The 14,024-nt window shown below is 43.7% G+C and carries 15 protein-coding genes; 8 read left to right on the top strand and 7 right to left on the bottom strand.

All coding sequences use genetic code 11. The annotated features are described in order from the left end of the window. Positions 1-3: 3 nt before the first annotated feature. Together aspS and OMP94_RS10840 are read right to left on the bottom strand one after the other, a co-directional pair. Positions 4-1,788, bottom strand: a complete 1,785-nt coding sequence (gene aspS, locus OMP94_RS10835; protein WP_266278320.1) for an aspartate--tRNA ligase — start codon at positions 1,786-1,788, stop codon at positions 4-6. A 121-nt stretch (positions 1,789-1,909) separates the two neighbouring features. Beyond that, a complete protein-coding gene (locus OMP94_RS10840) occupies positions 1,910-2,131 on the bottom strand; it encodes an FmdB family zinc ribbon protein (protein WP_266278321.1) in 222 nt (73 codons plus the stop codon). Positions 2,132-2,287: 156 nt separating this feature from the next. Here OMP94_RS10840 and OMP94_RS10845 point away from each other — a divergent pair, with 156 nt between their 5' ends. The 7 genes from OMP94_RS10845 (at position 2,288) to OMP94_RS10875 (ending at position 8,461) form a co-directional block, all read left to right on the top strand. Continuing rightward, positions 2,288-4,063 (top strand): ABCB family ABC transporter ATP-binding protein/permease, encoded by a 1,776-nt coding sequence (locus OMP94_RS10845; protein ID WP_266278322.1) that lies wholly within the window; start codon positions 2,288-2,290, stop codon positions 4,061-4,063. A 209-nt stretch (positions 4,064-4,272) separates the two neighbouring features. After that, entirely contained in the window at positions 4,273-4,716 is a 444-nt protein-coding gene (locus OMP94_RS10850; RefSeq protein ID WP_266278323.1) for a plastocyanin/azurin family copper-binding protein, read from the top strand. A gap of 166 nt (positions 4,717-4,882) precedes the next feature. Next, positions 4,883-5,479, top strand: coding sequence for a ubiquinol-cytochrome c reductase iron-sulfur subunit (petA, locus tag OMP94_RS10855; protein WP_266278324.1), 597 nt, complete (start codon positions 4,883-4,885; stop codon positions 5,477-5,479). Then, on the top strand, positions 5,479-6,693 hold the full coding sequence (locus OMP94_RS10860; RefSeq protein WP_266278325.1) for a cytochrome b: 1,215 nt from the start codon (positions 5,479-5,481) through the stop codon (positions 6,691-6,693). The genes petA and OMP94_RS10860 overlap by 1 nt, the downstream gene beginning before the upstream one ends. Next, the gene (locus OMP94_RS10865; RefSeq protein ID WP_266278326.1) at positions 6,690-7,403 is read left to right on the top strand and encodes a cytochrome c1; all 714 of its coding nucleotides are present in this window, start codon (positions 6,690-6,692) and stop codon (positions 7,401-7,403) included. Before OMP94_RS10860 ends, OMP94_RS10865 begins: the two co-directional genes overlap by 4 nt. 6 nt (positions 7,404-7,409) lie before the next feature. Further along, entirely contained in the window at positions 7,410-8,060 is a 651-nt protein-coding gene (locus OMP94_RS10870) for a glutathione S-transferase N-terminal domain-containing protein (RefSeq protein WP_266278327.1), read from the top strand. Positions 8,061-8,074: 14 nt separating this feature from the next. Continuing rightward, positions 8,075-8,461, top strand: a complete 387-nt coding sequence (locus tag OMP94_RS10875) for a ClpXP protease specificity-enhancing factor (RefSeq protein WP_266278336.1) — start codon at positions 8,075-8,077, stop codon at positions 8,459-8,461. A gap of 4 nt (positions 8,462-8,465) precedes the next feature. On the opposite strand, the gene OMP94_RS10880 is transcribed toward OMP94_RS10875, so the two are convergent. The 3 genes from OMP94_RS10880 to OMP94_RS10890 are packed head-to-tail and all read right to left on the bottom strand — an operon-like array spanning position 8,466 to position 12,044. Next, positions 8,466-9,836 (bottom strand): sigma-54-dependent transcriptional regulator, encoded by a 1,371-nt coding sequence (locus OMP94_RS10880; RefSeq protein WP_266278328.1) that lies wholly within the window; start codon positions 9,834-9,836, stop codon positions 8,466-8,468. Further along, positions 9,829-11,316: a sensor histidine kinase gene (locus OMP94_RS10885; protein ID WP_266278329.1), complete on the bottom strand. Its 1,488-nt coding sequence runs from the start codon at positions 11,314-11,316 to the stop codon at positions 9,829-9,831. The genes OMP94_RS10880 and OMP94_RS10885 overlap by 8 nt, the downstream gene beginning before the upstream one ends. Positions 11,317-11,360: 44 nt before the next feature. Continuing rightward, entirely contained in the window at positions 11,361-12,044 is a 684-nt protein-coding gene (locus OMP94_RS10890; RefSeq protein WP_266278330.1) for a hypothetical protein, read from the bottom strand. An 80-nt stretch (positions 12,045-12,124) separates the two neighbouring features. Here OMP94_RS10890 and OMP94_RS10895 point away from each other — a divergent pair, with 80 nt between their 5' ends. Next, complete coding sequence (locus tag OMP94_RS10895) at positions 12,125-12,583, top strand: DUF302 domain-containing protein (protein WP_266278331.1); 459 nt, start codon at positions 12,125-12,127, stop codon at positions 12,581-12,583. A gap of 48 nt (positions 12,584-12,631) precedes the next feature. On the opposite strand, the gene OMP94_RS10900 is transcribed toward OMP94_RS10895, so the two are convergent. Then, positions 12,632-13,513 carry a quinoprotein dehydrogenase-associated putative ABC transporter substrate-binding protein gene (locus OMP94_RS10900; protein ID WP_266278332.1) on the bottom strand — a complete coding sequence of 294 codons (882 nt, stop codon included), beginning with the start codon at positions 13,511-13,513 and terminating at the stop codon, positions 12,632-12,634. A 140-nt stretch (positions 13,514-13,653) separates the two neighbouring features. After that, on the bottom strand, positions 13,654-14,024 hold a 371-nt coding region (locus OMP94_RS10905), incomplete at its 5' end, for a PQQ-binding-like beta-propeller repeat protein (protein ID WP_266278333.1).

Below are 14,024 nucleotides of genomic sequence, written 5' to 3' on the forward strand. Positions count from 1 at the left end.
TAATTAGCTCTCAATTACCGGTGCTTTGCGCAGGCGGATATTTAATTCTTTCAATTGGTCATCAGCGACAGCACTTGGCGCATCAGTCAACAAACATGCCGCTGACTGCGTTTTCGGGAATGCCATTACATCACGAATGGACGCTGATCCTGTCATCAACATAGCCAGTCGGTCCAGACCAAAGGCCAAACCACCATGCGGTGGACAACCAAATTTCAATGCTTGTAGTAAGAAGCCAAATTTCTCTTCTGCTTCTTCAGCGCCAATGCCCAATAATTCAAAGACTTGTTTTTGCACATCGCTCTTGAAGATACGCATTGAACCGCCGCCCAACTCTGTACCGTTAAGAACCATATCATAGGCTCTAGACAAGCATTTACCTGGATCAGTTTTCAACAAGTCGAGATCTGATTCACGTGGTGCTGTGAATGGGTGATGTAATGCAAACCAACGTTGCGATTTCTCATCCCATTCAAACATAGGGAATTCAACCACCCAAAGTGGACGCCAGCCATGCTCAACCATGCCTAAGTCATGACCCAATTTGACGCGTAACGCACCAAGTGACTCATTTACGATGCCCGCTTTATCAGCGCCGAAGAACACCAAATCTCCTGTTTCAGCGTTGGTGCGCTGCATAATGGCATCAACAACCTCATCAGGTAGGAATTTCAAAATTGGCGACTGCAAACCTTCACGGCCCGCTGAAAGATCGTTGATCTTGATGTAAGCCAGACCTTTTGCACCGTAGATACCGACGTATTTAGTGTAATCATCGATTTCTTTACGGCTCAGGTTGTTACCACCCGGAACACGTAAAGCGGTTACACGACCATTTGGATCTTGTGCTGGGCCAGAGAAAACTTTGAAATCGACATTCGCCATCAGGTCACTGATTTCAACCAGTTCTAATGGGATACGTAGATCTGGTTTATCACTACCAAAACGATCCATTGCCTCAGCATAAGTCATTCGAGGGAATGGGTTTGGTAATGCCTCCTCCAAGACATTGGCAAACAACTTACGAATCATTTCTTCCATCATCGACATCAGTTCTTCTTCTGATACGAATGAGGTCTCAATATCCAGCTGCGTAAATTCAGGCTGACGATCTGCACGTAAGTCTTCGTCACGGAAACAACGAACAACTTGGTAATAACGATCCATACCAGCAACCATCAACAACTGTTTAAACAACTGTGGTGATTGTGGCAAAGCAAAAAACTCACCTGGATGGGTACGGCTTGGGACTAAGTAGTCGCGCGCACCTTCAGGAGTTGCTTTCGTCAGAATTGGTGTTTCGATATCCATGAAACCATGGTCATCGAGATAGTTACGTAATTGACGGGTAATTTGCGAACGAAAACGCAGCTTTTGCAGCATTTCAGGACGACGCAAGTCAATATAACGATGACGTAAGCGTACATCTTCACTGACATCAATCTGTTCAGATAATGGGAACGGCGGTGTTTCAGCGCTGTTTAAAATTTGAACTGATTTAGCAATGATTTCAATTTTGCCGCTTTTCAAATCGACGTTTTCACTGCCAGTAGGACGTTCACGTACAACGCCTTCAATTTGCAGTACATATTCACTGCGTACTTTTTCGGCGATGGCAAAAGTGTCAGCATCTTCAGGGTTACATACCACTTGCACCAGACCTTCACGATCACGCAAGTCGATAAAAATAACACCACCATGATCTCGACGACGGTGCATCCAGCCGGCCACTGTGACCGTTTGTCCCACTAAAGTTTCGTTCACTCCGCCGCAATAATGGCTACGCATAATGGTTCCAACAATTTCTGATTAATTAAAACAAAAACCGCCCCAGTCTGGGCGGCATGATAAATTCTTTATTTTTTACGAATGATGTTTTGTCTTTTAATTTCGTAAAGTTTGTCTGACTTTAGGCGGAATCACCGCTGTCAGCCAAATTGCGTTTACTACCTGATTTAAAGTCAGTCTCATACCAACCATCACCTTTCAGGCGAAAACCGGCTGCCGAAATGAGTTTTTTCAGTGCGGGCTGGTCACAAGCAGGACAATGCTTTAAAGGCTCATCGCTAATTTTCTGTAATGCCTCAAAATCGTGGCCACAACTATCACAACGGTATTCATAAAAAGGCATGGTTTATCTCCAACATGCAGCAAAAACATCATTGCATACCTTAATAAGGTGCTGCGGTCTCGTTTTCAAGATTTAGAACTAACTGATTATAACCAAAAAACCTACTTTTCGTCTTTGTCTTTCACGCCAACTTTAGCAATGCAGTAAACTGCGCTCATGAGAAACCATCCCGACTGGCGGGCTATCCGCAGTTTATTACCTTTTCTATGGCAATTTAAAAGCCGCGTCATTATTGCGCTGCTACTTTTGCTGTTAGCCAAGGTTGCGAATGTCGGTGTGCCACTCGCGCTTAAAGGTGCAGTAGATGCGCTAGACCCTCAACAGCAGGCTTTAATTTACTTGCCTGTCATGTTGTTAGTTACCTATGGCTTACTTCGTCTTGCCAGCAGTTTGTTTAGTGAGCTTCGGGATGCCTTGTTTGCGAAAGTGATTTATCACTCTATTCGCCGAATCGCCGGACAAGTATTTCAACATCTACATAAGCTTTCATTACGCTTTCATCTACAACGTCAAACTGGTGGTATTTCTCGTGACATAGAGCGTGGTAGTCGCGGTATCAGCTTTTTGCTGAACTTTATGATCTTTAACATCTTGCCAACCCTGGTAGAGATCGTCCTCGTCACCGTCATTTTATTGGTTAATTACGATGCGATTTATGCCCTGATTACCACCGGCACCATCGTTTTGTTTATCGCATATACCTTACTCATCACTGAGTGGCGCATGCGGTTTCGTAGGGCAATGAATGACAAAGATTCAGAAGCGAATAATCAAGCTATTGACAGTCTGCTGAACTATGAGACCGTAAAGTATTTTAATAATGAAGCGTTTGAAGCTAACCGCTATGACCTGAAACTGGCAGATTGGGAGCGTTCAGCGGTTAAAAACCAAACCTCAATCTCAGTCATGAATATTGGCCAAGGGCTGATTATCGCTGCAGGCCTGACTGCACTGATGTTATTGGCTAGTCAAGGTGTTGTTGCTGGTGAACTCACCATTGGTGACCTGGTTTTAGTGAATGCTTATTTATTACAGCTCTATCTGCCGCTAGGTTTTCTCGGGTTTGTTTATCGAGAGATCAGGCATTCGCTGGCCGACATGGAGCGTATGTTTTCGCTCATGGACCAACATCAGGAAATACAAGACATCGACAATGCTAAGTCACTAGAAAATGGTGATGGCTATATTCGCTTTAAAAATGTCAGCTTTGCTTATGATGCTAATCGCCCGATTTTACAAAACATCAGTTTTGACATTCCGGCAGGTCATAAGGTAGCTGTTGTTGGCGCCAGTGGCAGCGGTAAATCGACACTGGTTAGATTGTTATTTCGCTTTTATGATCCACAACAAGGTGAAATATCCATTGATGATCAAAATATACGCTCAGTCGACCAACACAGCTTACGCCAGAAAATTGGTGTGGTTCCTCAAGATACCGTCTTGTTTAATGAAAGCTTGCTACACAACATTCGTTACGGCTATCCAAGCGCAACGCAAGCTGAAGTCGTCAAAGCGGCACGTCAGACTCACATTCATAATTTTATTAGCGAGTTACCTGAGGGCTATAACACCTTGGTTGGTGAGCGCGGTTTAAAACTCTCTGGTGGCGAAAAACAACGTGTGGCTATTGCCAGAACGTTACTCAAAAACCCTCGCATACTGATTTTTGATGAAGCAACTTCGGCTTTAGACAGCCATGCTGAGCAGGCTATTAATCAACAATTACAGAGATTGAGTCAATTTAAAACGACACTTGTTATCGCTCATAGGCTGTCTACTATCATTGATGCCGATTTAATTTTAGTCATGGACAAAGGTCGCATTATTGAGCGTGGTAATCATCAAGCCCTATTGGCTTTGAATGGTCATTATGCTGCGATGTGGCGTCTTCAAGAACAAGGCCAGCCAACGGCTGATCTTCTTGATTCTTAAAATAAAAAAGCCATCAACTGAAACCTAAAAAGTCACTTTTCCTTGGACAGGCTAATTTAAGTCAGGTTAGACTTCGGCGTTTGGTCTAGGGAAAAACCAAAAATTAATTACAAAAAAATGACGGTTGTTCAGTCATTGTTCAGTTTGCTTGTGCGAGACTGAATTCGCAATAAAAGCAAAACCCTTAAGAAAAACGAGAGGAACGAAATATGAAATTTGGCAAAACGTTAACTGCTGCAATGTTAGGCGCTTCTACACTGTTTTCAGCTGCTGCCATGGCAGAAGTTCACCAAGTTGAAGCTTCATTGACTTCTTTTGACCCATTGGTTGTTAAAGTACAACCAGGTGATCAAGTTGCTTGGTCAAAAATGGGTGGTCACTTGGTTAATACCAAATTCACAAGTGCTTCAGGCGTAGATGAGTACATCCCTGAAGGCGCAACTGGCTTCATGTCTCAAATGGGTGACAACTTCACCACTGAGCCACTGACAGTTGAAGGTGTTTACCTGTACAAATGTGACCCACACTGGGGCGCAGGCATGGGTGGTGCGATCATCGTTGGCGAACCAACAAACTTACAAGCCATCGTTGATTCTAAGCCTAAAGGCGCTCTGAAACGTCTGGTGAAAAAAGTACAGCAAGCGACTGAATAATTACACGTCGTTTACACTGTAATAGAAAAAGCCCGCTTAAAGCGGGCTTTTTTGATCATAACGCTAGTCGCCTGTGCTAAAATTCAAGGGTTTAATTGCTCTTAAGTGGAATTTTATACGCCATTTATAGCAAGCTCTATCAACGAATATCAGGGGATCTCATCTGATGAGTAACAGCGTAGATGCCGGTAAACGGCGTTTTTTAACAGCTGCCGCTAGTGTTGTAGGCGGAGCTGGCGCGATTGCCGTAGCTGTACCTTTTGTCGCTTCGGTTGCACCGAGTGCCAAAGCGGAAGCTGCCGGTGCACCAGTTCTAGTCGATATTAGTCAGCTTGAAGTCGGTCAGCTATTAACCGTTGAGTGGCGCGGTAAACCAGTCTGGATTTATCGTCGTAGCACTGATGTATTAGAAGCGCTGCCAACACTTGACGATGATCTGCGTGACCCATCTAGTGAAGTTGCTTCACAACAACCTGCCTACTGCCAAAATGATTTGCGTTCAATTCGCGATGAAGTGATGGTTCTTGTTGGTATCTGTACGCATCTAGGTTGTTCCCCAACCTACCGCCCAGAGCTCGCACCAGCTGACTTAGGTGCTGAGTGGAAAGGTGGATTCTTCTGCCCATGCCATGGTTCAAAATTTGATTTGGCTGGCCGAGTTTATCAAGGTGTACCAGCACCAATTAACTTGGAAGTTCCGCCTTATCATTTCCAAGGTGATAACACCGTTATCGTCGGTGAAGACGCTAAAGGAGCTGCGTAATGGCCAAGCTAATGGACTGGGTCAACGACCGCTTCCCTGCAGGTAAGATGTGGAAAGAGCACTTATCTGAATACTACGCACCAAAAAACTTTAACTTCTGGTATTTCTTTGGCTCATTGGCCCTGTTAATTCTGGTAATGCAGATCATTACCGGTATTTTCTTAACCATGAACTACAAGCCAGACGCCGCATTGGCCTTCGCCTCTGTTGAATACATCATGCGTGATGTCGAATGGGGTTGGTTAATCCGCTACTTACATTCGACCGGTGCATCGGCATTTTTTGTCGTTATTTACCTACATATGTTCCGTGGTTTGATATACGGCTCTTACAAACAACCGCGTGAACTTATCTGGATTTTCGGCATGTTGTTATATGTCGTGCTGATGGCTGAAGCCTTCATGGGATACCTGTTACCTTGGGGTCAGATGTCTTACTGGGGTGCACAGGTAATCATTTCATTGTTCGGTGCGATTCCTGTTGTCGGTGAACAGCTTGCTTTATGGATTCGTGGTGACTTTGTTGTCGCAGATGCCACTCTGAACCGTTTCTTTGCTTTCCATGTTATTGCCTTACCAATCGTTTTACTTGGTTTGGTAGTAATGCACATATTGGCATTACATGAGGTTGGTTCGAACAACCCTGATGGCGTTGAAATCAAGAAAACTAAAGATGCTAATGGCAAGCCGCTTGATGGTATCCCATTCCACCCTTACTACACTGTTAAAGATTTAGTAGGTGTTGTGGCGTTCTTATTTATATTTGCTTTGGTATTGTTCTACGCACCTGAAGGTGGTGGTTGGTTCTTAGAGAAAGATAACTTTGTGCCGGCTGATCCCTTGAAAACGCCTGAGCACATTGTGCCGCTTTGGTACTTCACACCTTTCTATGCCATTTTGCGTGCCGTTCCTGACAAGCTTATGGGTGTTATCGCCATGGGCTTAGCGATTGTCATGTTGTTCTTATTACCATGGCTGGATCGCAGCAAGGTTCGTTCAGTACGTTACCGCGGCCCATACTTCCGTACTGCATTGGTCGTGTTTGTTATTAGCTTTATTGCTTTAGGTTATTTAGGTACACAAGCAGCAACCAGTCTTTATACGATGCTGGCACGAGTATTTACCGTTCTCTACTTTGCTTTCTTTATTTTGATGCCGTTTTACACGCGTTTTGATAAAGACAAAGAAGTGCCAGAAAGGGTGACATTTAAATGAAAGCATTAATCATTGCAGCCATGATGGCAATGGCAGGCTTAGTTTCAGCACCATCTATGGCTGCTGCCCCAACTGCCAAATTAGAGCACTTTGAAGTTGATTTGTATGATCAAGCATCATTGCAACGTGGTGCACAAATCTTTACCAATTACTGCCTAAGCTGTCACTCAGCCAGCTTTATGCGTTACAACCGTATGGCTAAAGATTTAGGTCTTACCGAAGAGCAGGTTAAACAAAACCTGATGTTTGCTACGGATAAGATTGGTGACACTATGCAAGTTGCCATGCGTCCAGAAGATGCTAAAAAATGGTTTGGTGTAACACCACCCGATCTTTCTGTTATCGCACGTGCTCGTGGCACTGACTGGTTATATAGCTACCTGAATAACTTCTATTTAGATGCTAGCCGTCCTATGGGTACCAATAACCCATACTTGGTTAATGCCGGTATGCCTCATATCCTGTGGGAGCAACAAGGCTTCCAGGCTTTAGACCATGAAACTGGCAAAATGGAGCTGACTGAACAAGGTGCATTAACACCACGCCAATATGACCAATACGTTGGTGATTTGGTGAACTTCTTGGCCTATATCAGTGAGCCATCAAAGTTAGATCGTTTAGCCCTCGGCCCTTGGGTTTTGTTGTATTTGGCTGTTTTCTTCTTCATTGCATTAGCACTGAAAAAAGCCTATTGGAAAGATGTTCATTAATACGGCATGGCTAGCAGCGTAAGCTGCTGGCCTCGTAATTTAGCTATCATGTTAGATAATCCCGAACGCCGAACACGATTAACACTTTATAGTGAGTCTAGCTGTCCATTTGGCCAGCAAATCCGCTTTGCTCTAGAAGAAAAAGGTGTCGACTATCAATTTGTCACACTTGAATCAGGGGAGTGGCCAGAGTTTCTCGCAGATATTAATCCCACAGCCTCAGGCCCAACGTTAATTGATCGTGATGTAGCGCTGTATGATCCCTGCATTATTCTTGAATACTTGGATGAGCGTTATCCCCATCCAGCGTTAATGCCTGCATCACCAGCAGATAGAGCGCGTATCAGATTGATGTTGTCACAGCTTAGCCAAAACTGGCAGCCATTAATTCATCAACTACAAGGTCGTTCGGCAACAAAAGCCCGTCGTACTCTTAAAGAGGACATTACGGTCATGGCACCGTTATTAAGCAATAATGAGTTTGCTTATGGGCAACAGTTCAGTTTATTAGACTGCTTTTTATTACCATTCCTATGGCATTTGCCGGAGTTTGGCGTTAAGCTGCCGGCATCAGCCGCTGCTGTAGAGCGATATGCAAAGCGTTTGTATAGTCGCCCAGCATTTAAAGCGAGCCTAACGACAGCAAGTAAGGACTAGCAGTAATGAGCGATATGACGCCGCAGAAACCCTATCTTGTTCGCGCGATCTACGAGTGGATTCTGGATAACAATTGCACACCTTATTTATTGGTTAATACCAAAGTTGAAGGCGTAACGGTTCCACAAGAGTACATCAGAGATAATCGTATCGTACTCAACCTAGCTCCCGATGCTATCCATCAATTGACCATGGATAATGAGTGGATAAGTTTTTCAGCTCGTTTTTCTGGCAAATCGATGGACTTGTTTATCCCGATTGCTGCTGTGCAGGCTATCTACGGTAAAGAAAACAATGAAGGCATGTTTTTCCCAGAAGATACGCCGCAACCACCACAACCTACTGCACCACCGACGCAGCCTTCAAGCACATCAAAACCGAGCCTAAAAATCGTTAAATAACGCTTTACAGGCCGTGCTTTTCCATTCTATAGCGCATCGCCATACGGCTTAAGCCAAGCTGTCTCGCAGATTTAGAAACGTTACCACCGGTTTCTTGCAAGGTTTGTGAAAGCAAATACTTTTCGATTTGTTCAAGCGTCATATCTTGCAACATAGCTGGCATCATCATGGTTTTCTGAGGCTTACTATCAAGTAGTAAATCTGAGCTGCTAATAATTTCATGCTTGGCTAACATCACCGCTCTTTCAAGCACATGGCTTAACTCTCTGACATTACCAGGCCATGGATATTCTTGCATTTTACGCATCGCATCAAAATCTAACCGCGGTTGATTAACCCGATAACGACGTGCATATAACTCAATAAAGTACTGCGCAAGCTCGGCAATATCTTGTTTACGGTCACGGAGTGCTGGGATCTTCTGCTCTAAGGTATTTAACCGGTAATACAGGTCGCTACGAAATTGCTTCTCGTCAACTAAACTCGCTAAATCTCGGTTACTGGTCACGACAAAATGTGCTTTAGTTGGCCGCTCAATTAACTCACCAACACGCCGTATCACCCTGCGCTCAAGTACATTAAGTAGCTTGGCTTGTAGTGCCAAAGGCAATTCGCTGATTTCATCTAAGAGAATAGTGCCACTTTCAGCAACCTCGATTAACCCCGGTCGTGAAGGATGAGCATGGCTAGCAAAGTTAGCGGCGACACCGAATAGTTCAGCCTCAGCAGTTTCTGTGGGTAAGGCCGTACAATCAACGTGAACAAAGGGTTGCTCTCGCCAGCTTCCTGATTGATGGAACCACTTCGCAGCAAGTTCTTTTCCTGAGCCTGTTTCTCCTGTTAGCAATAGGACCGGGCAGCCATCCTCATTGTTATCCATCATATTTGCAATATGAGTAATGGACTGTTTTAGTTGGCTCAATTCATCAGAAGTACCAATAAAATTAACTGGCTCATTCGCTTTTTGACCACGGATTTGTGAAAAGTTGAGTTGCTCACGCGTACGTTTCGCTTGCATGACCTTTTCTAGTGTCAGCATTAACTCGTCTAAATCCACTGGTTTCTTTAAGTAATCGTTGGCACCTAACTTCATGGCAGCAACTGCATCTTCAAGCTCACCATAAGCTGTCATCATTATCACAGCGGTGTTTTGCCAAGCCGAGTCTGACGCTCGTAAGCGCTTAAGCAAATCCAGCCCATTACCATCTGGCAGACGGACATCTAGCAGTAATAAATCAAATTCAGTATGAGATAAGTATTGCTCAGCTTCAGTTATCGAAGCTGCTATTTTGGCCTGATATCCATCAATTTCCAAACGACGAAGTACTGATTTTGCAAATAACTTTTCATCTTCAATAATCAGAATTTCAAGCATCTTGTTTCATTTCCGGCTGATTGATGGGGAGCTCGATACGCACGCGTGTACCAGGCTCTAACCCGATATGTGATATCTCACCACCATGTAAGTGCATAACACGATCGGCAAAAGGTAGACCCAATCCACAGTGCAAAGGTTTTCGACCATCTGATTCTGACTGCTGATCTTTTGAATAAGGTTGTTTCATTCCGCGTCCCTGATCATCAATCTCGAGACTAATTCGCCCATCATTAAGTCGCTGAAAACGTAAACGTAGCTCACTAGCATCAGGAGAGGCTTCAATGGCATTTTGGATAAGGTTACAGAGCGTCTGCTCAATCAGATCACCATCAAGTTGCGCCTCATGGAGATCGTTTTCCCAGCCTTCTCGCTCTACGGTTAACTGTTTATCAGTGATTTGCATTTGTATCAGCGATAAAGCATTGTCAGCTAATGTGGTTAGTTTTAATGACGAGAAATGGGGCTGCATTGGATGGAGATACATTAATAGTGATGTCACCCACCGCTCTAAACGATCGACAGCCACAATAATGTCTTGTGAAACCTGACGGCTCTGTTCTGGCAAACTTTTATCACTGAGACTAACCTGTGCTGCCGCACGAATACCTGCAAGCGGATTACGGATATTATGTGCCACCAATGGAATTAAATCGGCCATTTCGGCTTGTTTACGCGCCTCAATAAGGTTGTCGTGATTATTGATAAGATCTGTCGCCATTTGATTAATGGCTGCCGTTAAATGCTTTAAATCCGCCACACCATGTTCAGGTAGTGCATATCGCCATTCACCCTGCGCAACGTGACGCGCACCTTCAATCACATTTGTGAGCGGCATCAAAACTTGTTTTTTTACAAAGTGTCTGGACCAGATCAACAGTCCCAATGCCAGCAAAATGGGCAATAACCCCATCCAGAAAACTTGAGTTAACCAGCGCTGTTGTTTAGCTGCCAATACCGACTGACTACTTTGCAGGTATTCCTCAAAGTCGTGAAATAAGATCTCAAAGACATTGAGGGTGAATTGCTCCAGAGGTTGATCCAGCAATAGCAACTGTTTATCAGTTAACTCTCTGTCCTCAGTTTTGACGTAGGTTTGTGTTTCGGCGTAAAACGCATCATAGGTATCAGCAATTTTTTGTACTTGTTGTTGCTCACTTTCGGATCTTGCCAGCAACTGCATCTGGTTAAGTTCTCGATTAATCGTCTGGCTGTAACCAAAATACTGCTGAACTGCACTGCTATCATCAAGAAAAATCACATCAAATACTTCTTTAATCTGACGATATAAATCCCCGCGAACATGTTGCATATGGGTATTTAAAGCGGTTAAACGCAACGATTCCTGCGAATTATTCTGCCATGCCAGCACCCAACTGCCCCCTAAGCCAGTAGTCAGTATGATAATCAGCACAAAGCTCAGCTCGTGAAACAGTAATGAGCCTTGAATGGTATTAAAGCGGTCTTTGATTCTATGCATAAAAAAAACGGGCTGTTAAAGCCCGCTTTATTTAAAAAGGACTATTACTGCTTTTCATAGCTCGTAAAGGTTATCGACTCATCAATCAAAGCCGGTTCGCCCTCTGACCAGGTTGTGCCATCGGGCACGATGGTACGAATTTGATATATTTCACCAGGAATTTCTTCAGACATGGTGAAGATGTAGTATTTGCCAGCATACAACTTGTACCGACTACTCTTCGGGTCATTCACATAAGGGCGAATCGTAAACTGGTTCGCTTTAATGGTTTCACCGTTATAGTTAACTTCAACTTCTTTCTTATCGGCACCTTCCGCCATGGCCCAACGAATTTTGCGTTGGAAATAACGCCATTCACCACCAGTACGACGTTCCATTTCGTGAATATCAAACTCTAGGAAATAGACAAATACGCCATTGCCACGTTGATCCGGCATCGCTTGATAGGGACGATTATGCTCGCCTGTAAAGAAAACAAATTCGGTATCACGACGACCCGTATTACGAATATTGTCTACCGACATCTCGATCGTGTCTTCACGGTTACCTTCGGTAAAACTTTGTTTTTCGTATGTATACGTTAGCTTAGCTGGTTCGTTGATATTTTTTAAATGCGACTTATCAAATAACTCATTATTTATTTCTGAATAGCCTGGAATGGCAAAAGCACTACCGCTTAGTAATGTTAAACAAAATGCCCAGACTAATGTGAAACCTGATTTTTTCACGCGCTCCCCCTACTTCTCTCTTATTTATATAGTGTTATTCTGTAGGCTCGTAAGTTTAACGAAAATACAGTGTCTCATCTATGACTATTCTAAAGCGCCCAAAGATTCTGATAGCAATCATTTGCTTTGTTTTATTATCAGCATGCCAGCCAGACACCTCTGATCGTTACTATCAATCAATAAGCCCTTATAACTTTGCTGAGACAATGCAAAGTCTCGATATTGCTATCTCTGAATTTAACTACCGCATTATTCATCGAAGCGATATTGGACAAGCCATTCGTGATCGCGGCGAAGAAAACTTTCCACTATCGACGATTGTGAGTTTCTGCAATATCACTTATGCACATGAAATGATGTTGATTAATGACAACCTAATCAACGATATGCCCTGTAATGCCGCTGTTCGTGAAACTGAGCAAGGCGTTATTGTAAGTAGCCGTTTAATGGATGAAACGGCGGGAACTGCTGAACAGCAAGCTTTCGCTAAAAAGATTAATAATAATCTGAAGAAAATTATTGAGGCGGCCACACTATAAAGCCTGACCGCCCCATAATTAATAACCAATTAGTTCGGCATCAGCCTATTAATCGTCATCATCTTTACGTTCACGTTTGGCCGGTGTTGGGCTAACGTTTTCTAGTGATGGCAAGTTATATTCAGCAATGATCGCTGTAATATCATCTTGGCGTTTGTCGATAAACTTATTCAACAATGCAGTCCATTGTGGTTCACCATAACGTGTGCCCATTGAGAAGCTAAATACGTGACGCTGACCAAGCTCGTTTAAAGGCTGCACGGCAATATCCGTATCTTGCAGGCTTGCATAGTAACCAGCGATTGGTCCCCACATTGGTACCACATCTACTTTACCCGCCGCTAAGTCTTCGATAATACGACCCGGTGTGGTTTCCCAACCACCAGACATCATTTGGTAATAGACAATATTGTCACCTAGGCCCATATCGATGATGTGCTTTGTCGTTAATGCGCGGTCAAACAAACCGATTTTCAGTGGGCCGTGTTCTTCATTAGCCTTTTTGATATCAGCAAGGCTCTTGATTTCATAACCTTCGCCAGTGCGGTAAGCAACAACTTCGATTGATTCGTAATATGGTTTTGTGACTTTTACAAAGTCAGTTGTTGATGACATGTTTAGAGATACATCACACATGTAATGACCGGTTTCAGGGTTTTCTTTCTTCAACGTATTACGGCTGTAGCCTAAACGCTGTGGAAACCAGTAATACTCAACTGGAATACCCAGCTCTTCTCCCAGCATCGCGGCAATTTTATTGTCGTAACCCTCTAATTTATCGTTAGAGTAAGGCATATTATTTTTATCAGCGCAGACTCTCAGCACCTCTTGGCCTTTTAATGGCTTCAGGTCTTCAGCGACAGCTGTTGTTGTAATTGTTGCTGCCATCAGTCCTGATAATAAAATTGTCCATTGCTGTCTTATCTTCATTCTCTGATCCTTTTTTTGTTGGTTTGGATAAGCTATGACACTTAATAACGTATCTGGTTTCAAAAAAAAACCCGGCATCTTTCGATACCGGGTCTTTTTCTAGAGCTTAAGTATATTTAATCAAACAATATACTTTGGTCTTACAGGCTGAATACGCTCAGAACACCACCCAGGTTAGTCCAGCTAGACAGTGACTTGTAAGCACCGACTGCACCCAGACCATCTGATTCGTTTTCTAAGCTAGGAATAGCCATACCGATACCAGCCCAACCACCTACACCAGACAGAACAGAGATGTACTGTTTGCCGTCATGTTTGTAAGTGTTGACGTTACCGATAACACCTGAAGCTGTTTTGAATCTCCACAGTTCACGACCTGATTGAGCGTCAACTGCTTTCAGGTAACCTTCCAGCGTACCGTAGAACACAACATCAGAAGCAGTTGCTAAAGCACCTGACCATACTGAGAAACGTTCTGGGTTAGACCAAACGATTTTACCAACGCGAGCAT

It is taken from the genome of Methylophaga sp. OBS3 (assembly GCF_026319325.1).
Lineage (GTDB): Bacteria > Pseudomonadota > Gammaproteobacteria > Nitrosococcales > Methylophagaceae > Methylophaga.